Source organism: Gordonibacter urolithinfaciens (assembly GCF_900199375.1).
GTDB classification, from domain to species: Bacteria; Actinomycetota; Coriobacteriia; order Coriobacteriales; family Eggerthellaceae; genus Gordonibacter; species Gordonibacter urolithinfaciens.
In genome coordinates this window covers 884086-907934 of the sequence record NZ_LT900217.1, presented here as the reverse complement: position 1 = coordinate 907934, position 23849 = coordinate 884086, and the positions used below count along the sequence as shown (strand labels likewise).

21 protein-coding genes are annotated in these 23849 nt (G+C 65.2%); 15 read left to right on the top strand and 6 right to left on the bottom strand.

The annotated features are described in order from the left end of the window. Positions 1-27 precede the first annotated feature (27 nt). From BN3560_RS03980 to BN3560_RS03970, 3 genes are all read left to right on the top strand, one after another. Positions 28-1347, top strand: a complete 1320-nt coding sequence (locus tag BN3560_RS03980) for an IS30 family transposase (RefSeq protein WP_096227085.1) — start codon at positions 28-30, stop codon at positions 1345-1347. Positions 1348-1635: 288 nt separating this feature from the next. Then, on the top strand, positions 1636-1965 hold the full coding sequence (locus BN3560_RS03975; protein ID WP_231897340.1) for an arsenate reductase family protein: 330 nt from the start codon (positions 1636-1638) through the stop codon (positions 1963-1965). A 205-nt stretch (positions 1966-2170) separates the two neighbouring features. Next, a complete protein-coding gene (locus BN3560_RS03970; protein WP_096227084.1) occupies positions 2171-4126 on the top strand; it encodes a fructose-1,6-bisphosphatase in 1956 nt (651 codons plus the stop codon). 92 nt (positions 4127-4218) lie between these two features. On the opposite strand, the gene BN3560_RS03965 is transcribed toward BN3560_RS03970, so the two are convergent. After that, positions 4219-6471 (bottom strand): response regulator, encoded by a 2253-nt coding sequence (locus tag BN3560_RS03965; protein WP_096227083.1) that lies wholly within the window; start codon positions 6469-6471, stop codon positions 4219-4221. Between the two features lie 254 nt (positions 6472-6725). Continuing rightward, the gene (locus BN3560_RS03960) at positions 6726-8426 is read right to left on the bottom strand and encodes a SulP family inorganic anion transporter (RefSeq protein ID WP_096227082.1); all 1701 of its coding nucleotides are present in this window, start codon (positions 8424-8426) and stop codon (positions 6726-6728) included. A gap of 306 nt (positions 8427-8732) precedes the next feature. Here BN3560_RS03960 and BN3560_RS03955 point away from each other — a divergent pair, with 306 nt between their 5' ends. The 3 genes from BN3560_RS03955 (at position 8733) to BN3560_RS03945 (ending at position 10844) form a co-directional block, all read left to right on the top strand. Continuing rightward, the gene (locus tag BN3560_RS03955) at positions 8733-9617 is read left to right on the top strand and encodes an aldose 1-epimerase family protein (RefSeq protein WP_227114857.1); all 885 of its coding nucleotides are present in this window, start codon (positions 8733-8735) and stop codon (positions 9615-9617) included. Positions 9618-9625: 8 nt separating this feature from the next. Further along, positions 9626-10222, top strand: coding sequence for a DNA-3-methyladenine glycosylase I (locus tag BN3560_RS03950; RefSeq protein ID WP_096227081.1), 597 nt, complete (start codon positions 9626-9628; stop codon positions 10220-10222). Between the two features lie 292 nt (positions 10223-10514). After that, positions 10515-10844: an SWEET family sugar transporter gene (locus BN3560_RS03945; protein ID WP_224768032.1), complete on the top strand. Its 330-nt coding sequence runs from the start codon at positions 10515-10517 to the stop codon at positions 10842-10844. A gap of 200 nt (positions 10845-11044) precedes the next feature. Here BN3560_RS03945 and BN3560_RS03940 read toward each other — a convergent pair whose 3' ends face one another. The 3 genes from BN3560_RS03940 to BN3560_RS03930 form a co-directional block, all read right to left on the bottom strand. Next, on the bottom strand, positions 11045-11413 hold the full coding sequence (locus BN3560_RS03940) for a 3-hydroxyisobutyrate dehydrogenase (RefSeq protein ID WP_087191685.1): 369 nt from the start codon (positions 11411-11413) through the stop codon (positions 11045-11047). 23 nt (positions 11414-11436) lie between these two features. After that, entirely contained in the window at positions 11437-12420 is a 984-nt protein-coding gene (gene guaA / locus BN3560_RS03935) for a glutamine-hydrolyzing GMP synthase (RefSeq protein WP_096227080.1), read from the bottom strand. Between the two features lie 95 nt (positions 12421-12515). Beyond that, on the bottom strand, positions 12516-12911 hold the full coding sequence (locus BN3560_RS03930) for a metallopeptidase family protein (RefSeq protein ID WP_096227079.1): 396 nt from the start codon (positions 12909-12911) through the stop codon (positions 12516-12518). A gap of 518 nt (positions 12912-13429) precedes the next feature. On the opposite strand from BN3560_RS03930, the gene BN3560_RS03925 reads away from it, so the two are divergent. From BN3560_RS03925 to BN3560_RS03915, 3 genes are all read left to right on the top strand, one after another. Continuing rightward, positions 13430-13825 (top strand): PadR family transcriptional regulator, encoded by a 396-nt coding sequence (locus tag BN3560_RS03925; RefSeq protein WP_227114860.1) that lies wholly within the window; start codon positions 13430-13432, stop codon positions 13823-13825. Continuing rightward, a complete protein-coding gene (locus tag BN3560_RS03920) occupies positions 13812-14804 on the top strand; it encodes an HAAS signaling domain-containing protein (RefSeq protein ID WP_096227078.1) in 993 nt (330 codons plus the stop codon). Before BN3560_RS03925 ends, BN3560_RS03920 begins: the two co-directional genes overlap by 14 nt. Positions 14805-15094: 290 nt before the next feature. Continuing rightward, a complete protein-coding gene (locus tag BN3560_RS03915) occupies positions 15095-16489 on the top strand; it encodes a uracil-xanthine permease family protein (protein ID WP_096227077.1) in 1395 nt (464 codons plus the stop codon). 86 nt (positions 16490-16575) lie between these two features. On the opposite strand, the gene BN3560_RS03910 is transcribed toward BN3560_RS03915, so the two are convergent. Further along, positions 16576-16812 (bottom strand): VF530 family protein, encoded by a 237-nt coding sequence (locus BN3560_RS03910; RefSeq protein ID WP_096227076.1) that lies wholly within the window; start codon positions 16810-16812, stop codon positions 16576-16578. A 354-nt stretch (positions 16813-17166) separates the two neighbouring features. Here BN3560_RS03910 and BN3560_RS03905 point away from each other — a divergent pair, with 354 nt between their 5' ends. The 6 genes from BN3560_RS03905 to BN3560_RS03880 all read left to right on the top strand — a co-directional run bounded on the left by BN3560_RS03905 (position 17167) and on the right by BN3560_RS03880 (position 23816). Beyond that, complete coding sequence (locus BN3560_RS03905; protein ID WP_096227075.1) at positions 17167-17622, top strand: YjdF family protein; 456 nt, start codon at positions 17167-17169, stop codon at positions 17620-17622. Between the two features lie 186 nt (positions 17623-17808). After that, entirely contained in the window at positions 17809-19452 is a 1644-nt protein-coding gene (locus tag BN3560_RS03900) for a phytoene desaturase family protein (protein WP_096227074.1), read from the top strand. After that, entirely contained in the window at positions 19452-20357 is a 906-nt protein-coding gene (locus BN3560_RS03895; RefSeq protein WP_096227073.1) for a phytoene/squalene synthase family protein, read from the top strand. The genes BN3560_RS03900 and BN3560_RS03895 overlap by 1 nt, the downstream gene beginning before the upstream one ends. A gap of 5 nt (positions 20358-20362) precedes the next feature. Then, positions 20363-22003: a DUF92 domain-containing protein gene (locus BN3560_RS03890; protein ID WP_096227072.1), complete on the top strand. Its 1641-nt coding sequence runs from the start codon at positions 20363-20365 to the stop codon at positions 22001-22003. A 134-nt stretch (positions 22004-22137) separates the two neighbouring features. Then, positions 22138-23028, top strand: coding sequence for a HipA domain-containing protein (locus BN3560_RS03885; RefSeq protein ID WP_227153710.1), 891 nt, complete (start codon positions 22138-22140; stop codon positions 23026-23028). After that, a complete protein-coding gene (locus BN3560_RS03880) occupies positions 23025-23816 on the top strand; it encodes a hypothetical protein (protein ID WP_096227071.1) in 792 nt (263 codons plus the stop codon). Before BN3560_RS03885 ends, BN3560_RS03880 begins: the two co-directional genes overlap by 4 nt. Positions 23817-23849: the final 33 nt, after the last annotated feature.

The following is a 23849-nucleotide window of genomic DNA, read 5'->3' as shown; positions in this document are numbered from 1 at the left end:
CTCGGGCTCGGAAGGGGGTGATCGAGCATGCCCGACACAGGAAGAAACGCTCAGATCGGCATCGACGACAGGCTGCATATCGAACGGGGGATTGCGAGAAAGGACTCGATGTCGAAGATCGCGAGGGAGATCGGCGCTTCCCCCTCCAGCGTGATCAGGGAAATCAAGCGGAACCGCGTTCCGGAGTCCTCGAGGTACCTCGTGGCGCAGGCCAGGAACATCTGCCTTCGCGCCCGCCTGTGCAAAAAGGCCGGGCTATGCGATAACGGCTGCATGATGTTCTGCAGGAACTGCCAGGGTGGCAAATGCAACGAGCTGTGCTCCGACTTCCTGGCGGACCCGTGCCCGATGCTGGAAAAGCCGCCGTACTGCTGCAACGAATGCGCCAACCGCTACGGGCACGGGTGCGATCACCCCTACATGTTCTACGATCCTTACATGGCAAACGAGCTTGCCAAGAAGCGGAGGTCCGAATCGCGGGCGGGAATCGACTGCACTGAGGAGGAGCTGGAGCGCATCAACTTCATTGTGACCCCCCTGGTCCACCAGGGACAGAGCCCCGAGCACGTCTGGGCCTCCCATGCCCAGGAGCTTTCGATAACCCCCCGCACCTATCGCAACTACGTCGAGGCCGGGATCGTGGACGTCATCAACTTCCACCTTCCTAAACGCAACCGCTACAAGCCCCGCAAGAAGAAGGACGGGCCGAAGGAAGAAGCGCCCAGCATGGAAGGACATCTGTACGAGGACTTCCTCGCCCTGCCGGAGGAGAAGCGCGCCAAGGCGGTGCAGATGGACTGCGTCGAGGGGAGGCAGGGAGAGGTGCCGGCGATATTGACGCTCACGTTCCCCTTGCTGGAGTTCCAGGTGCTGATGTACCTGGAGCGCAAAGACCAGATCCATGTGAAACTGGCGATCGACCAGATTCAATCGCTGCTGGGGGACTCGTTCGCCGAGCTCTTCGAGGTCATCCTCACGGATCGCGGGAGCGAGTTCAAAGACCATCAGAAGATCGAATACGGGAAGAACGGCGTGAAGCGCTGCAGCGTCTACTACTGCGATCCGCAACGCTCCGATCAGAAAGGCTTCTGCGAGCGAAACCATGCCGAGCTGAGGCGTATCATCCCGAAGGGGACCTCGCTCAGGAAGTTCGAGAAGACGGACATGGCCGTGCTGGGCTCGCACCTCAACTCGTACCTGAGGCCACGGCTCAACTACACGTCTCCCATCTCCAATGCCAGGAAGGCAGGGCTGGGTGAGCTGGTGGACGGTCTCAGCTACGCGCTCCTCGAACCCGACGAAGTGGTCATGAGGCCTTATCTGATCAAGGACATACTGGCCCGATAGGACAAGGAAAGCAACTGCCAAGCCGCCCGAGCGGGGGGACAACCGAATAGGAACATCTGCGCCGTCCTGCGGAATAATCGTTGCATTAAGTCTTACGATTTTATAACAGGGGGTCTAAACAGGTATGTCTATATTCGAAAGAGTCTTCACAATCGAAAGCAAAAAAAACGACTTTGGAAATAGTAAACGCAAAAACGAAACTGCCTCTTTCCACGAAGTCGAATAACTAAACGCAAAATACCTGTTCATCTACACAATTCATTGCTTTACAAAATTCAATTAACCCAGGTGTTCGGCACCAAGAAGAGCTTCGACACGAAGAAGGCGCAGCGCTACTTCAAGGATCGGCGGGTGAAGCTCCAGTTCATCGACCTGGCGGAGAAGGGGATGAGCAAGGGCGAGCTGGAGTCGGTGCGCCGCGCGGTGGGCGGCATCGACGCGCTCGTCGACCCCAAGGCGAAGGACCAGGACACGGTGGCGCTGCTCGCGTACCTCGCGCCCGACCAGAAGTTCGACAAGCTGCTGGAGAACCAGCACGTGCTGGCCGAGCCCATCGTGCGCAACGGCAAGCAGGCCACGGTGGGCTACGCGCCCGACGTGTGGAAAGGGTGGGAGTAGCCCGCCGGAGCAGTAGCACGGCGGCGACACGCCGTGCGCGTCGCTCGCGTGATCTTCGTTACGTTGTCCGGGTGCCGTCCGGGAGTCGGACTTCAGCGCTTCCGTCGAATAATCGCGCCGTTTCGGTGTCGCTTCGCCCGGTGTGGGCCTGATGCGGGTACCATAGGGCCGTGCAAGCGCGGCAACACCCACAAGGAGGCCCTACATGGATGCGATGGAAAAGCGGTACCTGGAACTTCTCTCGCGGTCGTTCCCCACCGCCGCCAAGGCTTCGGCGGAGATCATCAACCTGAGCGCCATCTTGAACCTGCCGAAGGGCACCGAGTTCTTCGCCTCGGACATTCACGGCGAGTACGAGGCGTTCTCGCATATCCTGCGCAACGGCTCGGGCTCCATCAGGCTCAAGATCGACGACGTGTTCGGCGACACGCTGAGCGCGGCCGAGAAGCGCTCGCTGGCCACGCTCATCTACTACCCGCGCGAGAAGATGGAGCTGGTGCTGTCCCAAGTGGACGACCCGCAGGCATGGTACGAGACCGTGCTGCCGCGCCTCGTGGCCGTGTGCAAGCGCGCCGCGCAGAAGTACACGCGCTCCCGCGTGCGCAAGGCGCTGCCGCGCGATTTCGCGTACATCATCGAGGAGCTGATGACCGAGAACAGCCAGGGCGCCGACAAGAAGGCCTACTACGCGGCCATCATCGACGCCGTCATCCGCACCGACCGCGTGGGCGCGCTCATCGAGGCGCTGTGCCTGCTCATCCAGCGTCTGGCCATCGACCATCTGCACATCATCGGCGACATCTACGATCGCGGGCCGTACCCCGACGTCATCATGGACACGCTCATGGGCTACCACTCGCTCGACATCCAATGGGGCAACCACGACATCGTGTGGATGGGCGCCGCGCTCGGCCAGCGCGGCTGCATCGCGCACGTGGTGCGCAACTGCGCGCGCTACGGCAACCTGTCCATACTGGAGGACGCCTACGGCATCAACATCCTGCCGCTCGCGGCGTTCGCGACGAGCGCCTACGCCGACGACCCGTGCGTCGCGTTCGGCCTCAAGGGCAACCCGGACCTGCCGCCGCAGGAGCTGGAGATGAACGTGAAGATCCAGAAGGCCATGGCCATCATCCAGTTCAAGGTGGAGGCGCAGCTCATCGACGAGAATCCCGGATTCGGCCTTGCAGACCGCAAGCTCTTGGACAAGATCGACCACGAGCGTGGCACGGTCATGCTGGACGGCGTGGAGTACGCGCTCACCGACACGGTGTTCCCCACGGTGAACCCGGACGACCCCTACCGCCTCACGCCCGAGGAGGAAGAGGTCATGCAGCGCTTGGAGCAGGCGTTCACGGGCTGCGAGAAGCTGCAGCGCCACATGCGTTTCTTCCTGGAGGCCGGCAGCCTCTACAAGGTGTACAACGGCAGCCTGCTGTTCCACGCCTGCGTGCCGCTGAACGCCGACGGCTCGCTTAGGGAGACGGACGTGTTCGGCCGGAAGTACAAGGGGCGCGCGCTCTACGACGTCATGGAGCGCTACGTGCGCGCGGCGTTCTACGACCCCGACCCCGAGATGCGCAAGCGCGGCCGCGACCTGCTGTGGTATATGTGGCTGGGCGAGGGGTCGCCCCTGTTCGCGAAGAGCAAGATGGCCACGTTCGAGCTGTATCTCATAGCCGAGAAGGAGGCGCGCAAGGAGGTCAAGAACCCGTTCTACACCTACCTTGACGACGAGCGCGTGATGGCCGGCGTCTTCGAGGACTTCGGGATGGACCCCGAGACCTCGCGCATCGTGTGCGGCCATATTCCCGTGAAGGTGAAGGACGGCGAGGATCCGGTGAAGTGCGGGGGCAAGGTGCTCACCATCGACGGCGGCTTCTCGAAAGCCTACCAGCCCACCACGGGCATCGCCGGCTACACGCTCATCTCGAACTCGTACGGCTTCGTGCTGGCCGCCCATGAGCCGCTCTCGTCGGCGCGCGCCGCCGTGGTGAACGAGCTGGACATCCACTCGTCGCGCAGCGTGGTGGAGCAGCCGGACAAGCGCACGCTCGTGGCCGACACCGACAACGGAGCCGAGCTCAAACGGCAGATCGCGGAGCTTGAACGATTGCTGGAGGCGTATCGCACCGGCGAGATCGCAGAAGGCGCCATGTAGGGGAGCGGCGCGCAGCAGGGGGCGTCGTGCGTATTGGCGCCGTCGCGCACCCCCCCCCTCCCTGACCCCGTTTCTCGTCGCCCTGCGTCTGCCTATAGGGGATTTGCCAGGTATTCCTCGAGGATCCTCCTGAGCTTCGCCGTGTCGATGGGCTTGGTCATGAAGCCGTTCATGCCGGCTGCGAGGGCACGCTCTCGGTCCTCGTTGAAGGCGTTGGCCGTCATGGCCACGATGGGAACGGGCTTTCGCCCGACCTCGCGCTCCTGCTCGCGTATGGCGCGGGTTGCCTCGATGCCGCCCATGACGGGCATCTGCACGTCCATGAACACGAGGTCGTAATACCCTTCGGGAGCGTTCGCCATGGCATCTACGGCCTTCTGCCCGTCGCTCGCCTGGTGGACTTCGGCGCCGATGCGCCGAATAAGCTCCGAGGCTATCTCGAGGTTCAGCTGGTTGTCCTCTACGAGCAGCACGCGTCCCTCAACATGCGCCTCGGCTGGCTCGCAGGAGTCCTCGGCCGGGTCGTCCGGGTGGGAGAAATGCTTCAGAACGCGATGTAAGCGCGATTTGAACAGGGGTTTCGATACAAAAGCCGACACGCCTGCGGCGCGTGCGTCATCTTCTATCTCGTGCCAATCGTAGGCTGTCAGCAATACGATGGGCGTGGAGTCTCCCACTTCCGAGCGGATGCGCCGGATGGTCTCGATGCCGTCCATGCCCGGCATGACCCAGTCGACGATGATGAAGCGGTAGTCCCTCCCCTCGCGATGGGCACGTGCAACCAGCGGCACGGCGTCGAGGCCCGAAGAGGCTGCGTCGCCGCAAAGGCCGAGCTCGTCTAGGATGAGCAGCGTTCCTTCGACCACATCCCGGTCGTCGTCTACCAGGAGGACGCGTGCAGACTCCAGCCCTGCGAGCGAGAAGTCCTCCTCCTCGTCGATCGGGGCGAGGGGGACCGTCATGGTGAAGGTCGATCCCTTGCCCAAAGCGCTCTCCACCTCGATGGAGCCGCCCATCATATCCACGACGTTCTTCGTGATGGCCATGCCCAGGCCGGTGCCCTCGATCCGCTCCGTCATGTCGCTTTCCTCCCGCTCGAAGGGGTCGAACAGGCGCTCGATGAACTCCGGTGACATGCCCAGGCCCGTGTCCTGCACCACGAAGCGGTAGTCACGACAGCCGGGGCGGCGGGACGGCCCCTCGCTTAGGGAAAGGCGCACCGATCCGCCGTCGGGCGTGTATTTCAAGGCGTTGCTGACAAGGTTGATGAGCGCCTGGTTCATCCTCATGGAGTCGCCGATCACGGTTTCCTGCTGGATGGTGCCCACGGTGATGTCGAGCGACAGGTTCTTCGCGCGGGCCTGGGGCTGGACGATGGCGATAACGCCGTTGACGAATTCGGGAAAGCTGAAGCGGTCCTCGTTCAGCACGATCTTGCCGCTTTCGATCTTGCCCATATCGAGCACGTCGTTTATCAGGCTCAGAAGGTGCTGTGAGGAGGACTGGATGCGGTCGAGGCAGGCGGCTATGCGGTCAGGTTCGTGCAGGTGGGTTTTGGCGATGGCGGTGAGTCCGACGATGGCGTTCATAGGGGTGCGGATGTCGTGGGACATGTTGGAGAGGAACTGCGATTTCGCCGCGCTGGCGGACTGCGCGAGGGCGAGCGCCTCCTGCAGGTCGGCCTTGAGGCGGCCTTCCCGCATGCGGTTGCGGTACATGAGCGTGAGGTACACCGCCAGCGACACGGTTACTCCTGCCATGAGCACCACCGCCCAGCCTACCGTCTGCCGCCCCCTTTCTTTCACGATGCTATAGAGCTGCTCCACCGACTCGGTCGACTCGTCCAAGATGCCGGCGTCTATGCGCAGAAGCTCTTCGACGGCGGGGTCGATGATCCCGTCCACATAGGCCTCGATCTCCTCGTCAGTTACATCGGCGTTGCGGCACAAGGCGACGTATTCCCGTTGCGCGACGTCGAGCGATTCATAGCCCTGCTCAAGCTTGCGGGCGGCTTCGGGGTCGGACTCGTGTGCCGTTGCCATAAAGGACAGCTTCTCGCGCAAATCGGCGTCAGCTACGGCGTAGGAGCGCTCGATGTCGTTGATGGCGCTGTCCGTGCGCGTGAACAGCGGCCGGTCTGCAAGGGTCCGGCACTGCACGAGCAGCGTTTCCACGCGCCCTGCTGCCACGGACACGGGGTAGGGGCCGTTCTTTGTCCGGTCCGTTTCGGCGCCGAGGGTCATCGTGTTGTTTATGGTGATCGCGAAGAACAGCGTCATCAGAGCGGCTAGGATAACGGCGATTGCCCTCGGCAGCCAGACCGATGCGTTCGCGTTCTGCTTCATAGCATTGTCCCCTCTACGCGCGCGTTCAGGTGCGGAGGCACGCGCTTCCGCGTTTGAGATCGATCACGTTATCATGATTGGCTAGATTATGAATACATGGTAGCACGCGCATCGTCCCCTCGAAGGTTTCGATGAGGATTTCGTTCGCCTTGATGCTGCCCGTTGGCGATCTTGCCAGCGAGTCCGCTCCTCTTGATGGCGGCCCGCCTCGTCATCTGGAATTGCCGAAATCTGGATGCGCGTTAGGGGAGAAGCTACGGCAGCGAGGCCCTGGCTTTTCCTTTTGCCCTCCCTTCCTCGTCGAGCAGCTGGCGCGCGTACGCTATGGCGTCGTCGATGTTGCTGCGGAAGTGATCCTCGCCCACAAGGCCCACGAAGCCTGCGCGGCGCATGGTCTTCATCGGCTGCTCGTTCGCGTGCGAGAAGATGAGGCTGACGCCGTTCTCGCGACAGTACTCGTAGAGGTTCTCGAGCGCGTTCATGCCCGTCGAGTCGAGCGAAGGCACGCCGCGCATGCGAATGATCAGGTACTTCGTGAACTCCTTCACCGAGATGTCGGAGATGCGGTCCGACATGCCGAAGAACATGGGGCCGTTGATCTCGTACACGCGCACGCTTGCGGGCAGCTCGCGCAGGTGCGTGACCTCGGAGTCCTCGTCGCAGTAATATTTCCAGCCGCGCACCTCGGTCTCCTCGCTCACCGTCTTCATGAACAGGACGACCGTGATCAGCATGCCCACGCCTATGGCCACCACCAGGTCGAACACGATGGTCAGCCCGAAGGTGAGCAGCAGCGTGGCAACGGCGCCGCGCGAGGCCGTTTTGCATAGGTGCACGAAGTTGCGCCAGCCGGACATGTTGTAGGCCACGTGCAGCAGGATGGCCGCGATGGTGGGCATGGGGATGAGGGCGGCGTAGGGCATGAAGAACACCAGGACCACGAGCAGCACCAGCGCGTGGGTCATGCCGGCAACGGGCGTGCGCCCGCCGTTCTTGACGTTTGCCGCGGTGCGCGCGATGGCGCCGGTGGCCGGGATGCCGCCGAAAAGCGCCGAGCCGATGTTGCCCACGCCCTGCGCCACCAGCTCCATGTTGCTGCGGTGGTGCGAGCTGATCATGCTGTCGGCCACGACGCAGGACAGGAGCGACTCGATGGCCGCCAGGATGGCGATGGTGATGCCGTTCGGCAGCTGGTCGCTTAGCAGCTCCACGCTTAGCTGGGGAACGTGGAGCGTGGGCAGGCTGCTGCCGATGGTGTACAGGTCGCCGATGGTGCTCGCCTGCATCCCAAGGCAGCTTACCATGCCGATTCCCACGATGAGCGCCACCAGGGATCCGGGGATCCTCTCGCTCACCTTGGGCCAGAGGAAGAGGATGGCAAGGCACACCGCGCCCACGGCGAGGGCCTGCCAGTTCGCCGTGCCGATATTCTGGGCGACGGCTTGCAGCTTGTCCATGGTCTCGACGGTGGGGGTGCCGGTGGGGAATGCCAGGCCGGCGAAGTCCTTGACCTGCCCGATGACAAGGGTCACGGCGATGCCCGCCGTGAAGCCCGTGGTGATGGTGTAGGGGACGAAGCGGATGAGGGATCCCAGCTTGAAGAAGCCCATCAGCACGAGCAGCACGCCGGCGATGACGGTGGCCGCGGCCAGGCCGTCGATGCCATCGGTTGCCACGATGCCCGCCACGATGGTGGCGAACGCCGCCGTGGGCCCCGAGATCTGCACGCGGCTGCCGCCGAGGAAGGCGATGAGGAACCCGGCGACGATGGCCGTGTAGAGCCCCTGTTCGGGGTTCACGCCCGAGGCGATGGCGAGCGCGATGGAGAGGGGCAGCGCCACCACGGCCACCATGACGCCCGAGAGAACGTCCTTGGGCAGCTGCCGCTTGAGCTCTTCTTTGCTGGAGTGCTTGATGATGCTGAAAAGTATCGGTTTGATCTTGTCGCGTTGCATGCCCTGCTCTTCTTGGTGTCGGTCCGTCCGGCGCGCGCGAAAAAGCGCTCCGTCCAGGTTGGAGGCCCGGACGGAGCGCGAGCGAATTCTATGCGGTTGGGTGCGGTGTTCGGTCTTTTCGCGTCCATTATACCGTCAGATAACGGGTAGGTTGCAAAATGAGCAGAAATAGGGACTTCGGTGAAGAGGTGGATACCAGGGGCGGTTGCAGGATCCGCAGACTTCAATGTGCCGACGGATCTGCAGGATGCATGCGTATGCGCTAGCATGTTCTGGACACGCAATCGAAGCGAAAGGCGGCCTGCGATGGAAGCGACGGCTATGGTCTTGGAGAACGATGCGCTTGCGGTGCGCATATCGAGCAAGGGCGCGGAGCTGCAGAGCGTCGTGTGCGAGGGGATCGAGCGGATGTGGTCGGGCGACCCTGCGGTATGGGGCCGTCGGGCGCCGCTCCTGTTCCCGCTGATCGGGCGCTTGCGCGACGGCTGGTACGCGAACGGCGGCGAGCGCGTGGACGCTCCCATGCACGGATTCTGCCGCGACCGCGCGTTCGCGGCCGAGCAGGTGTCGGGCACGCATGCGCGCTTCGAGACAACCTCCGACGAGGGGACGCGGGCGGTCTTTCCCTTCGACTTCCTCCTGCGCGTGGATTTCTCGCTCGAGGGTGCAACCATCGTGAAGACGCACACCGTGGAGAACGCGGGCGAGGTTCCGATGCCGTTCGAGCTGGGCGGCCACGAGGCGTACGAGACGCGCCTGCTGCCGGGCGAGCGCATGGCCGACTACTACGTGCGTTTCGAGGGGGCCGACGCGCTCGGGATGTTCGACATGGACGAGGAGGGTATCCTCGCACTGCCGAAGATCGAGGTGCCGCTCGAGGACGGGCGCCTGACGAAGACCCCCGAGCAGCTGGGCATCGACACCGTCGTGCTGGAGAACGTGCCCGGCGGCAGGGTCGTGCTCGCCAGCGCCGCGAATCCGCATGAGGTGGAGGTGGAGTTCCCGGACTTCCCCTACCTGGGCATATGGACGAAGGCGGGTCAGGCCGATGCCCGCTACCTGTGCCTGGAACCGTGGTCGGCGCTGCCCGACGCGCTTTTCTCCCCGCGCGAGCTCGCCGAGAAGCCCGGCGTGCGCGTGCTCGCGCCGGGCGAGCGTGCGACGCTTGCGTACCGGATGACGTTTCGCTAGGAGGCTCAGTGGAGGAGCGGACTAGGTGCTCGTGGGCGGGCGACACGCCGATCTACGTTGACTACCATGACAACGAGTGGGGAAGACCCACCCATGACGACCGCGAGCTGTTCGAGCTGCTGGTTCTGGAGGGCGCGCAGGCGGGCCTGTCGTGGCTTACGATCCTCAAGAAGCGGGAGGCGTACCGCGAGGCCTTCGACGGCTTCGATCCCGCCAAAGTGGCGCGCTACGACGAGGCGAAGGTCGAGGAGCTCATGGCGAACGCAGGGATCGTTCGCAACCGCCGCAAGATCGAGGCGGCCGTGGCCAATGCGGGGCTGTTCTTGGATGTGGCTCGAGAGTTCGGCAGCTTCGACGCGTTCATCTGGGGGTACGTGGACGGCGAGCCTATCGTGAACCATTGGAAGACCCAAGCGGATGTGCCGGCCACCACGCCGCTGTCCGACCGTATCAGCAAGGACCTCAAGAAGCGCGGCTTCAAATTCGTCGGCTCCACCATCGTGTATGCCTATATGCAGTCCATCGGCATGGTGAACGACCACGTGGCGGATTGCTTCGTGCGGAGGGAGATGGTAGGAAAGTCTTCCGATGGGGGGATCAGCTGAACCTATGTCGAGGGGCGGCAAGGTCGACCGTCGCCGACCCGTAGCTCCCTTCGGCGTCGCGCGTGAACGCGCACTTTGCGGTCTGGCAAAAGCGCAACGTTGGCTTGTCGGATGGCGTTTCGGTAGATGCCGCAAGGGCAGCGGACTGGCTCTGCGGCTTTTAGCGCGGTAAACGGCGCGCTTACCCCCTGCTCGCCTTTGCGTCACGGTTCATCGCGCCCGCGGGGGCCTCGAATGCCTCGATCTATCATCGAGTTGCAGAGATTCCCATCCGCGAACACGAGGGTGCTCGATGAACGTGAAGGCCGGTACGCATAGACGCATGGTGCAGAAGGCATCGGTGCACCAGGGAGGCGACAAGCGCCATGCGAGGCCCATCGCTATAGTGGGGCGCATAGCCTCGGTGCTGTCGGTGTGTATGTACGTCTCCTACATTCCGCAGATCATGGACAACCTGGCCGGGCACCCCGGCAATCCTGTGCAGCCCCTGGCAGCGTTCTTCAACTGCCTGTTCTGGACCATCTACGGCCTCTTCAAGAAGGAGCGGGACTGGCCGATCGTGGTGGCCAACGTGCCGGGAATCTTTCTCGCGGCCGCCGCGTTCTTGACCGCCGTCTTCTAATGCCGCTCCGGATGCTCTCCCGTGCGCAGGAAGCTGCTCGCACGGATGGCGAGCGACAGCGGGAGTTGCGTAGTTCGAAAGCGGGTATAGCAAGCCTGTACAGCGGGGGCTGCGCGTCGCAAGGTACGCAGCCCCCGTTTTTCGCATCGATGGCTCGTGATCGTTTATCGGACTCGGTGGGAGGCTCCGATATCTCGCTATCAGAGCTCTATGCGGTCGAACTTCGCGAGGATCTCCGTGGCTGCGGAGCATGCCTCGCAATCGCAGTACTTCGCACCCGCCTCCTTGCGTTGCTGTTGGGCTGCAAGCGCGCTTGCAGCCGCGTCTTCGCCAAGCATCTCGATTGCCGGCCCTTGCAGGAAGGCTATCACGCCGTCGATCGTCGTCGGGCGCCCTTCGAGGACGTCGAGCAGGTCGTTCGTTGCCGTGTCGATAGCAGCGTCGCTCGAATCGGCTGCTACCGCATCCCTCCATGCCTGTGCAGCATCCTTCGTCACCTGCGTGCTGAATTCGGAATCCTCGAGCGCGTCCACGCGCTCGGCCACGTAATCGAACGTCTCCTTGTTCATGACAACTCCTTTCAGCGATTCTTCTATTCCCACTCAATCGTCCCGATCGGCTTCGGCGTGAGGTCGTAGACCACGCGGCAGATGCCGGGGACTTCGGCGAGGATCCTCGCGGTGATCTTCTTGAGCAGCGCCCAATCCAGCTCGGGGACCTCGGCGGTCATGGCATCCACCGTGTTCACCGCGCGGATGATGGCGGGCCACTCGAACGCGCGCACGCCGTCGCGGACGCCGGTGGCGCGGAAGTCGGGGACGCTCACGAAGTACTGCCACACCTTGCCCTCGAGGCCGGCCGCGGCGAACTCGTCGCGCAGGATGGCGTCGGCCTCGCGCAGCGCCTCCAAGCGGTCGCGCGTGATGGCGCCGAGGCAGCGCACGCCCAGGCCCGGGCCCGGGAACGGCTGGCGCTCGACCATGCCCTCGGGGAGCCCCAGCTCGCGGCCGATGACGCGCACCTCGTCCTTGTACAGCAGCTTCACGGGCTCGCACAGCTCGAACTGCAGATCGTCGGGCAGGCCGCCCACGTTGTGGTGCGCCTTCACGCCGTCGGACTCCAGGATGTCGGGGTAGATGGTGCCCTGCGCGAGGAAGCTCACCTCGTCGCCCACCTTGCGGGCCTCCTCCTCGAACACGCGGATGAACTCGGCACCGATGATCTTGCGCTTCGCCTCGGGCTCTGCCACGCCGTCGAGCAGCGCGAGGAAGCGGTCCGTGGCATCGACGTACACGAGGTTCGCGTCGAGCTGGTTCTGGAACACGTCCACCACCTGCTCGCTCTCGCCCTTGCGCATGAGGCCGTGGTTCACGTGCACGCAGATGAGCTGCTTGCCGATGGCCTTGATCAAGAGCGCCGCCACCACGGACGAGTCCACGCCGCCGGACAGCGCCAGCAGCGCCTTCTGGTCGCCGATCTGGGCGCGGATGGCCTCCACTTGCTCGTCGATGAACGCGTTCGCCAGCTCAGGCGTGGTGATTCGCTCCATGTCCTCGGGGCGCTTGTTGGGATCCATGCGGCATCCTCCTCGTTCTCGGTGATGTTCTGGGGAGATTATACGTGAAACGGCGCGCGCGTCCATGCAGGTCGCGCGTTCTTTTCCGGAAACGCCTAATAGCCCATCTCGCGCAGGCGCGCGTCGTCGATGCCGAAGTAGTGGCCTATCTCGTGCACCACCGTCTTGCCGATCTCCGCCACCAGTTCCGCGCGCGAGCCGAAGCAGCGCTCATGCGGTCCCTTGAACACGGTGATCACGTCGGGCAGGTCGCCGTCGTAGCCGTCGGCGCGGCCGGGGAGGGACACGCCGTCGTACAGGCCCAGTAGCTCGTCGCCGCGTATCGACGCGCCCCGGCATTCGGGCTCGTCAAGGATATCGAAATGGTAGTCGTCGGGCTCGTCCTCCACCACCACCGCCACGTTCTCCAGCGCCTCGAGGAACCGCTCGGGAATGCTCTCCAGGGCCTCTTCGACCGCGGCCTCGAACTCCTCGTCCGTCATGCGGGGCATGGCTGCCTCCTGTCGCTTGTTCGCGAATTCCATCGCCTCCGAGTATAGCCGAAGGCGTGGGCATGCGGTCTGTACGGCAAAACGGCCTTAACTGTCAAAAACGAGCCGTTTTGGCAATCGGCCGAGAGCGCCGATTGGCAGGCTGGGAAGCGATGCGGGGCTGCGATCTGGAGAAACCATGACCTGTGATCGCGAGGGCCATCTTCGCGATTGCGCGCAAAGGGCCTGAAAACCCATCGTGATTGCCAAACCGGCTCGTTTTTGGCAGTTGGGCCGATAAAACGCGACAGGCGCCCCTAAGCTGCCCGCAGGGTGCCCTGAAGTTGTCCGCAGGGTGCCCCAAATCGTCCGCGGGCGTCCGCAGATGCTCCGAAGTTGCGTGCAGGGCGCCCCTAAGCTGCTCGCAGGCGCCCGGGGCGCCCGAAATCCCTCGGCTGCAGTTCCTTTTACTGTGCGCCACACACTACTGTGCAATATATGTTATAGTGTGCAACACACAGTAAGCGAGAGGAGGGGGCATGGGACACGACGACGTGGTGTCGAGCATGGTGCTGGAGCTGCGCCGCGGCACGCTGGTCATGTTGGTGCTTGGCCAGCTGCGTGAGCCGGCCTACGGCTATGCGCTGGTGAAATCGCTGGCCGACCACGGCATTCCCATCGAGGCGAACACGCTTTACCCGCTCATGCGGCGGCTCGAGTCGCAGGGGCTGCTGCAAAGCGAATGGGACAACGGCGGCTCGAAGCCGCGCAAGTACTACCGAACCACTGACGAAGGCCTGCGCGTGCTGCGCGAGGTCGAAGCCCAGTGGCGCGCGCTCTGCGGCGGGGTGGACAAGCTGTTGGAAGCCGGAGAGCGCGAGGGAGACGCGGCCGCTCTGGCCGAAGGAGAGGAACGGGACCATGTTGAACGATAACGACCTGATCGAGCGCTACTTGTACGCCATCACGCGCCGGCTGCCCGCCAAGCAGCGCGCCGACGTGGCCGAGGAGCTGCGCACGCTCATCTCCGACATGCTCGACGAGCGCTGCGGGAACCTGCCGCCCACGGCGAAGGACGTGCGCGTCGTGCTCACCGAGCTGGGAACCCCCGGCGAGGTGGTGCGCAAGTACACCGCCGACGAGGACGCGTGCCTCATCGGCCAGCCGTACTACGCGCAGTACCTCTACGTGCTGAAGATCGTGCTGGCCTGCGTGGCCGGCGGCATGCTCGTGGCCGGCGCGCTGTCGCTGGCGACGGGCGCGGAGGGCGGCGTGCTCGGAAGCGTGCTCGAAGCGGTCGGCTCGCTGATCGCGGCGCTCGTCTTCGCCTTCGCGTTCGTCACCTTGCTGTTCGCCTTCTTCTCGCGTCGCGGCGTCGACGTGGAGGTGATGGGCTCGCTCGACGATCTGCCGCCCGTGCCGCGCGAGTCGAAGAACCCGGCGCGCGGCGACGCGGTGGCTGGGATCGTGTTTTCCATCGTGGGCGCCATCGTGTTCCTGCTGTTCCCCGACGTGCTGAACGCGCTCAGCCATCGCGGAGACGGCGTGCCGTTCGACCCCTTCAACACCGAGGCCATCCGCTCGTCGGCATGGGTCATCATCGCCTGGACGGTCGTGTGCATCGGGGCCGAGAGCTTCAAGCTGGTGGAGGGCCGCTACACACCGCGCCTGCTGGTTGTCACGCTCGCGAGCGACCTCGTGGTCGCGGCGCTCGCCGTCTTCTGGCTGACGAATTTCCAGCTGGTCGACAGCCAGGCGATCCTCCAGGCGATGCAGGCGTCGGGCGCTGCGCCGAACGGGCCTGTGCTCTGGGCGGTGTCGAACGCGCAGACCGCGTTCTGCGGCTTCATCGTGCTCGCGCTCGCCATCGACGCCGTCGACTCCATCGTGAAAACGGTGAAGGCGAGCCGCTGAGAGGGGACAGGCGCGACGGCGGGCGTGCGCGACGGTTCCCGACGCCGGAAAAGGAGCGGCTTGCTGCCCGGCTGGGCGCCGTGCGCCGCACAGCCCGGCCAAACTCCGCGTGTCGTGCCGCCGGCCAGACGCCGCGCGCCGCGTGCGCCTTCCGACGGGAAAGCAGGACGCTTTCCCCCGTTGCCGCATCCGACGGGCCTTTCTTGTAGCATAATATCGAAGGTTTGCGCGCGCCCGCGGCCGGGAGGCGGCGCCGCGCGCAGGGGAGCGATACGAGAGGGGTTTTGCCGATGAGCAAGGATCGACCGGTACCGACCATGGGAGCCAAGGACAGCCCGGACGCGGTGTATGACGCGCGCCCGCTCGGGGTGCCGAAGATGGGCGTGTTCGGCCTGCAGCATATGTTCGCCATGTTCGGGGCCACGGTGCTCGTGCCGGCGCTCACGGGGCTTTCCGTGTCGGCGACGCTCCTGTTCGCGGGCTTGGGCACGCTGCTGTTCCATTTCCTGGCGAAGGGGAAGGTGCCGGCGTTCCTAGGTTCCTCGTTCGCGTTCATCGCCGGCTATGCGGCCATCGCGCCGAACGGCGAGGCGAACCTTTTGCCCTACGCGTGCCTGGGCGTCGCGTGTGCGGGCCTTCTGTACCTGGTGCTGTCGGCGCTGTTCCGCGTGTTCGGGCCCGACCGGGTCATGCGGTTCTTCCCGCCGGTGGTCACGGGGCCTATCGTCATCTGCATCGGGCTCATCCTGGCTTCCTCGGCCATCACGAACGCCTCGTCGAACTGGCTCATTGCCGTGGTGGCCATCGCGGTCATCGTGGTGTGCAACATCTGGGGCAAGGGCATGGTGAAGATCGTCCCCATCCTGCTGGGCGTGATCGTGTCGTATGCCGTGGCGGCGTTTGCGGGCGAGGTGGACTTCTCCACCGTGGCGGCGGCCCCGTGGGTCGGGCTTCCGGTGGCGTGGGACAACACGGTGTTCTCGCTGTTCGGTGAAACGTTCGACGCGGGGCTCGCCATCACGGCCATCATCACCATCATGCCGCTCGCGTTCGCCACGATGATCGAGCACATCGGCGACATGTCGGCCATCAGCTCCACCTGCAACCGCAACTACATCGCCGAGCCGGGGCTGCACCGCACGCTCTTGGGCGACGGCCTGGCCACCATCATCGCATCGCTGTTCGGCGCACCGGCGAACACCACGTACGGCGAGAACACCGGCGTTTTGGCGCTGACGAAGGTGTTCGACCCGCGCGTGATCCGCATTGCGGCCCTCTTCGCCATCGTGTTCTCGTTCTCGCCGAAGTTCGCGGCGCTCGTGGCGGCCATGCCGGCGTGCGTGGTGGGCGGCGTGTCGCTCGTGCTGTACGGCATGATATCGGCCGTGGGCATCCGCAACCTGGTTGAGAACCACGTGGACTTCATGAAGAGCCGCAACGTGCTGATCACGGCGTTGATCCTGGTGCTGTCGCTGGGCATTGCCTACAGCGCGGCGGGCGCTATCGTGCTGCCGATGGGCGGCATCACCATCTCGCTGTCGGGCCTGGCCGTGGGGTCGATCGTGGGTATCCTGATGAACGTGATTCTGCCGGGCCACGAGGAGGCTGTCGGCGCGCCGCGCGAGCCCGAGGAGATGCCGGACGTGCCCATGCCGCTGGAGGATATCCGCCCGGCGAACGGGTAGGGCAGCCGGCAGGGCTGCAGCCGTCTCGCTTGCGCGAAGCGCCTCTCCCGCCCGCTGCGGGGGAGGCGCTTTTGCGTGCTGGGGGGCTAGAACGTCGTGCCCTTGTAGAGGTCCTCCACCTTCTTGCGGGCCCACGGGGTTCTGCGGAGGAACTTGAGCGAGCTCTTGATGCTGGGATCCTTCGCGAAGCAGTTGATGCGGATGCGGCGGGCCAGCTCGTCCCAGCCGTACTTGTCCACCAGGCGGGTGAGCATGGCTTCCAGCGTCACGCCGTGCAGCGGGTCTTTGGGGTGCGGGCGCTCGGCGGGGTTGTCGTTCGGCATGGGTGCGGTCCTCCTCGGTTCGTTCGTCGGCTCTCATGATGCCACAGTTGGGCGTCGAGCGGTGCGGCGGATCGGCGAGGATCGGCTGCACCGTGCCCGCGCCGTGGGCGATCCGCCGGTTGGTGGGCGGCGCCCGAGCAGGTTCGGGACGGAGGTTGCGGGCCGTGCTATACTCGCGCGTGCGAAGATAAAAACACGACCCCGTCGGGTAGTCGGGGTGCGGCAGGGCGGCGCGCGGCCGTCCGGAGCGCGCGGCCGGTTGGCAAAGCGCCCCGGCGCGCGTCTCCCTGCTGCCAGTAACCTGCCTCCTGGTTGTCCCTTCTTCGTTCGTTCACAACGACATAAGGAGGAATCATGCAGGTCAGCATCTCATCGACGTTGACGATACTTCACGACGGCCAATTCTGGATAGGCATATGCGAGCGGCGCGACGGCGCGCTCTACGGCGCGTGCCGCTTCGTGTTCGGCCCCGAGCCGGCCGACGAGGACGTGCTCGCCTTCGTGTGCGGCCAATGGGGCCGGCTCGACTTCAGGATGTGCGCGGACGGCGGGGAGGAGGCCGGTGCGTCGGCCGCGTCGGCCGTGGCTGCGGGCGGCCGCAATCCGAAGCGCGCCCAGCGCGAGGCGCGCAAGACGCTGGAGGCCGCACGCCACGGCGTGGGAACGAAGGCCCAGCAGGCGCTCGCCGCCGCCTACGAGGAGCGTAAGGAAGAGCGCCGCGCCGACGCCCGCACGCGCCGCGAGGCCGAGGCCCGCCGCGTCTTCGAGCTGCGCACCGCCAAGCGCAAGCGGAAGCACCGCGGCCGCTAAGGAGGCGATCAAGCGGGAGGGGGGACCTCTGTCGGCGGATGCCGGGCCGCTGGAATGGTCCGGCCCGTCAACGGACGCCTGACGCAGCCGAAACGGCTTGCCCTACGATGGCGCGCCCGGGGACTGCTCCCGTGCGACAACCCATACCATAACCGGATAGCATATCGGTTGCGGCTAAGGAGTTGCATGAAACGGGTAATCGTGGTGGGGGCGGGCGCCGCCGGGTTGGCGGCGGCCGTCCGGTTGCGGCATGCCGGGTACGACGTGGCGCTGTACGAGAAGGAGCCGCAGGTAGGCGGCAAGATGAGCCGCATCGTCGGCGACGGGTTCACCTTCGACGTGGGTCCCACCATCGTGATGATGCCCGCGCTGTATCGCGAGGTGTTCGAGCTTGCCGGCCGCGATCCTGACGACTACATCCCCCTGCAGAAGGTCGAGCCGCTCATGGAGATATCCTTCGGCCCAGGCGAGCGCGTGCGGCTGTCGAACGACCTGTCCGACCTGACGGCCACGCTCGAGGGCGTGAGCGAGGCCGACGCGCAGGGCTACTTCGAGTACCTGGCGCTGCTTTACAAGCGCTTCCGCATTGCCAAGGACAACTTCCTGCAGCGCCCGTTCCGCAAGCCGACCGACTTCTACAACCCGAAGAGCCTGATCGCCGGCTTCCGCCTGCACACGCTGGGCGACGCGTACTCGTCGGTGTCGCGCTACGTGTCCGACGATCGGCTGCGCAAGGCGCTGGCGTTCCAGACGCTCTACATCGGCATCTCGCCGTACGAGGGGCCCTCGCTGTACATGATCATCCCGCTGATCGAGCTCCTGTACGGCGTGTGGTTCATGCCGGGCGGCATGTACGCCATGGCCGAGGGTATGGCGCGCCTGTTCGAGGAGATGGGCGGCGAGCTGCACACGTCGGCGCCCGTGGAGCACATCGCGGTGGAGGGCGGCCGCGCCGTCGGCGTGGTGGCAGGCGGCGAGCTGGTGCGCGCGGACTACGTGGTGTGCGACGCCGATTTCCCCTACGCCATGGAGAACCTGCTGGCCGACGAGGCCCGTGGGCGCTACACCGACGAGAAGCTCGAGGGCATGGAGTACTCGTGCTCGTGCTTCATCCTGTACCTGGGCCTGGACAAGCGCTACCCGGCGGAGGCGGTGCACTCCATCCGGTTCGCGCCCGACTTCGAGCGCAACATCGCCGACATCTTCGACGACGGGCGCTTCCCCGACGACCCCTCGTTCTACTGCTACGCGCCGTGCTCGCTCGATGCGTCGCTCGCACCCGAGGGCTGCCAGACGCTCTATGTGCTGGTGCCGGTGCCGCCGCTGGCGGAGGGCGGCCCCGCATGGGGTGCGGAAGAGGTGGCCGCGTACCGCGAGCAGGTGCTCGACCTGGTGGAGCGGGAGACGGTGTACGAGGACGTGCGCGACCACATAGCGTTCGAGCGCGTCTTCACGCCGAACGACTTCGCCGAGCGGTTCAACGCCGCCCGGGGCGCCACGTTCGGGCTGCGGCCCACGTTGCGGCAGAGCAACTACTGGCGGCCGCACAACAAGGCCGAGGCGTGCGACAACCTGTACTTCTGCGGCAGCAGCACGCATCCGGGGGCCGGCGTGCCCATCGTGCTCTTGAGCGCGCGGCTGGCGGCCGAGGAGCTCCTGCGCGACGACGCCGAGGCCGCCTCGGCCGAGCGCGAGGTGGCCGGCCAGGTGGCCGTGGTGGCCGCGCGCGGTGCCGCCGCCGAGGCCGCGGCAGGCGGCTCGGTGGCGCCGGGAGGCGCGCCGGGCGCCGCGACCCGCGCGGTGCCCGGCGATGCGGAAGGCGGTGCGTGATGTACGCCGCACGCGACCCGTTCGAGGAGCACGCGGACGACTTCGCCTGGTGCGAAGATGTGATCAGGCGAAACTCGCACAGCTTCTACCGCGCGTTCTCGCTTTTGCCCCCGCGCAAGCGCAAGGGCGTGTATGCCGTGTACGCGTTCTGCCGCGCAGCCGACGACTGCGTGGATGTGGAGGCCAGCCGGGAGCGGCTGGACGGCCTGCAGCGCGACCTGGAGCGGTTCGACGCCGGCGGCATGCCGCACGGGCCGCTGTGGCAGGCTCTGGGCGTGGTGTTCGGCGCCTTCGACGAGGACACGGCCCCTTTCTTCGATATGCTGGAGGGGCAGCGGCGCGACCTGTCGTTCCGCCAACCCGCCGATCTGGGGGAGCTGGAGGACTACGGCTACTACGTGGCGGGTTCGGTGGGTCTCATGCTGCTGCCGCTGCTGCGCGCCGGGCGGCCCGTCGACGACGCGCTGCGGGCGGATGCCGTGGCGCTGGGCGTGGCCATGCAGCTCACGAACATCCTGCGCGACGTGGGCGAGGATTGGGACGCCGGCCGCGTCTACCTGCCTGCCGCCGTAATGGAGGAGGCCGGCCTCACGCGCGACGATCTGGCGGCGCACCGGGCGAATGCCGCCTTCCGCAGCGCATGGGAGCGCGTGGCGCGGAGGTCCGAGGAACTGTACCTGCCCCTGCAACGCGATATCCTGCGGCTGGACGAGGACAGCCGGCTGCCTGCGCTCTCGTCGCTGTTCCTGTACCGGGGCATCATGGACCAGGTGCGCGCCGACGGCTATAGCTGCCTCGAGCGGCGAAGCGCGGTGACGAAGGAGCGCGCGGCCGCGCTCGTGGACGAGGCCCGGGCGCTGCTCGCGCGGGACGAGAAGGCGGCGCTGGCCGCGGAAGGCAGGTGACGGTCATGCAGAACGCCGTGGGGATGGGGCTGTCCCTCGTGTACGTCTTGGCGGTGCTGGCGGCTTCGAGCCTGCTCGCACGGCGCGGGATGGGCGAGGAGGGTACGCGCAAGCTCGTGCACATAGCGCTGGGCGGCTGGTGGGTGGTCGCGGCCCTGTCCTTCACCTCGCCCTGGTGGGCGGCTGCGCTGCCGGCCGCGTTCATCGTGGTGAACGCGCTGGCCTGGCGCAGGCAGAAGCTCGCCTTCACGGCGCGCGGCGAGGGGGAGGACACGCCGGGAACCGTGTACTACGCCGTGTCGCTCACATTGCTCGCGCTGTTCTCGTTCGGCCTGGGCGCACCGTACGCAGGCGCGCTCGGCGTGTTCTGCATGGCGTTCGGCGACGGCCTTGCAGCCGTGCTGGGCAGGCGCTTCGGTAGCCGCCCGCTGCCGGGCGCGGGCGACGGGAAGTCGCTTGCGGGCAGCGCCGCCATGCTGGGGGTGAGCTTCGTCTCGTGCGCAGGCGTGCTGTTGGCGGCTGCCGCGGCGGGCTGGGAGGGCGCGGTGCCATGGTTCGCGGCGGGCCCGGCGGCGGGCGCGGGCCTGACGCCGGGCGTTGCGGCGGCGTCCGTGCTCGCCGCGTTGGGGCTGGCCGTTGCCGCTACGGCGCTGGAGGCTGTGTCGCCGGCGGGGCTCGACAACCTGAGCGTGCCGTTGGGCGTGACGGGGCTGTACGCGGTGCTGTTCCTGCCCGCGAGCCCCTTCACGCCGGCGCTTGCGGGCTTGCTCCTGTCCGGCGCTGTGGCGCTGGCCGCGTTGCGGCTCGGGCTGCTCACCGTGCCGGGGACGCTGGGAGCCGTGGTCGTGGGCGTGCTCGCCTTCGTGTTCGGCGGCTGGCCGCTGTGGCTTCTGCTCATGTGGTTCTTCGGCAGCTCGAACGTGGCTTCGAAGCTCATACGGCGGGTGCGCGGGGCGCATCCGGCCGAGAAGGGCGGCGGCCCGCGCAAGCTGCGCCAGGTGCTGGCGAACAGCGTGCCGTTTCTCGCGTGCGCGCTGGCGTACGCGGCCACCGGCGAGGCATGGTTCCTCATCGTGTCGGCCGGTGCGCTGGCCGCGAGCACGGCTGACACGTGGGCGTCCGAGGTGGGCATGTACAGCCGCAAGCCGCCGGTGAACATAGTCACGCGCGAGCCTATGCAGCGCGGCCTTTCGGGCGGCGTGAGCCCCCTTGGGCTGGCGGCCACGGCCGTGGGCGCCGTGAGCTCGGGGTTCTTGGCCATGCTGCTGTTCCATGCGTTCGGCTTCGCGGTGCCTGCGGGGCCGACAGCGTTCCTGTTCGTCATCGCATGCGGCATCGTGGGCTCGGTGGTGGACAGCTACCTGGGCGTGCTGCTGCAGGCGAAGTACCGCGTGCCGGGCGGCTCGGGCGCGGGCGGCCCGGCCGGCGACGGCGGCGGCCCCGGCGCGGCCGTCGAGGCCGGGTCACTGTCCGGCGCCGGCGCCGCGGCCCTCGCCGCCGACGGGGCGCTCGTGGAGGCCGCGCCCGCGCGCGGGGCAGCAGGCTACACGCTGGTGTCCGGTTACGCCTGGGTCACGAACGACGCCGTGAACCTGTTGAGCGGCATTGCCGTGGTGGTTCTGGGCCTGCTGGTGGCGCTGCCGTAAGGAGGTCGAAGGTTGTCGCGCGCCTTTCACGCCGCCGATTACTATCATTAACAATAGAAATTAATTTTGATAGTCTCTCTTCCTCATAGTATACTATCAAATAGTAAATCTAACATTAATGAGAGTGATTGCCTATGAGCGCTCTGGACATAATCGACTTCTCCCAATTCGAACGTGGCGCAATAAACTACGGCGGGTCAGAGCGCAAGGAGTCTGTCCGCGTTCCCAATGGGGATGGAACGTTTAGCGAGTACATGATAAAGTTCCGAAAAAGAACGCCGTTCGGCGCACGGTTCAACCATGTTTCGGAATACCTTGGATCTCATATTTTCGAATTGCTCGGGTTCGATGTGCAGAAAACTTTCCTCGGTACGTTCGCGGGTGAGGAGGTGGTTGCCTGCAAGAGTTTCGTTGGGATCGGGGAGCAGTTCGTCCCCTTCAACGAGGTGGGTGAGAGCACGCTCGATCAGGACAAGGAGCGGTACCAGTACGAATATGCCGACATCATGCAGATGCTCCGCGACAACTCCAAGCTCACCGACGTATCCGGAACCATAAGCATGTTTTGGGAGATGTTCGTCGTCGATGCCTTGGTTGGCAACTTCGACCGCCATGGCTCGAATTGGGGGTTTATCAAGCAAGGCGGCGCTTATTCGCTCGCGCCCGTTTTCGACAACGGGTCGTGCCTCTTTCCCAGCCTTGTCGACGAGGACGAGATGGCGCACATCATGGATTCGGAAGATGAGACGGCCAAACGGGTGTACCGGTTCCCCACAAGCCAAATTCGACTGCGAGGTCGGAAAAGCTCGTATTACGACGTTATAGCGAGTCTGGAATTCGACGAGTGCAATCGCGCTTTGCAGAGCGTCTTGGGGCGGGTTGACCGCAGCTCGATCCATCGGCTGATAGCATCGGTGCCGGGTATAAGCGATCGCCGAAGAGACTTTTACAACCATATCATCGAAGCGCGTCTTGAGCTCATTCTCGAAACGTCCTATGCGGCGCTTGCGGGGAGGAAGGTATGAAGGAAAAAACGACGAAGGGCACGATAAGTCTGGACGGGCCGGGAGGCTTGGTTTATGACGTGGGAACGATAGCGTGCACGGTGCGCGAGGACGAGACGTTCCGATACGTCTTTGTGCCCAATTGGGCGGTTATCGACTTGCTGCAACCGCCGGATTTCCAGGGCGTTCCGGGATTCGATCTCTCGTTGCGCAAGGAAGAATATGTTCGCGAAAACCTGACTCCGACATTCGTGAGCGAGCGGGCTCCTTCGGAGAATCGCGAAGATCTCTGGCGGCTTCTCGATGCATTGGATATGGAGTACCTTGACAAAATCGAGTGGCTTATCAGGACGGATACACGCTACATCGGAGACGGTCTTTACGTTCGAGAGGCTCGCGAAGACGGCGGCGCGGCTTGCGTCGACGTATCGGGATCGATCGGGCGTGCGGTGAGCTCCGAGCAGGCTCTCAGGGTGCTGCTCGTTGCGCTGTGCCGAGGTGACGGACTTGTTTTGGATGGCGAGGACGTCTCCGCTGAAGGTCGGGCGGCGCTGCATGGAGTGCTCTTGCCCCTGTACGAGAAGGCCTACCGCTACCGGGAAAAGGCTCGTGTTTCGGGCGTGCAGGCTGCTGCCGAGCGAGGCGCCTATCATGGTCGTAAGCGCAAGCCGATCGATGAGCTGGTGCTACGCGAAACGATAGCCTCGTATGAGGCGCGCGAGGCGAGCGCCGAAGAGGCCGCAGCGCAGCTCGGTATCAGCGTCTCGACGTTTTTCCGAAGGCTAAGGGAACTGAGAGACAAGGAGTAGCCGGGCAACCGTCTGCGCAGGGCGTATAATGGC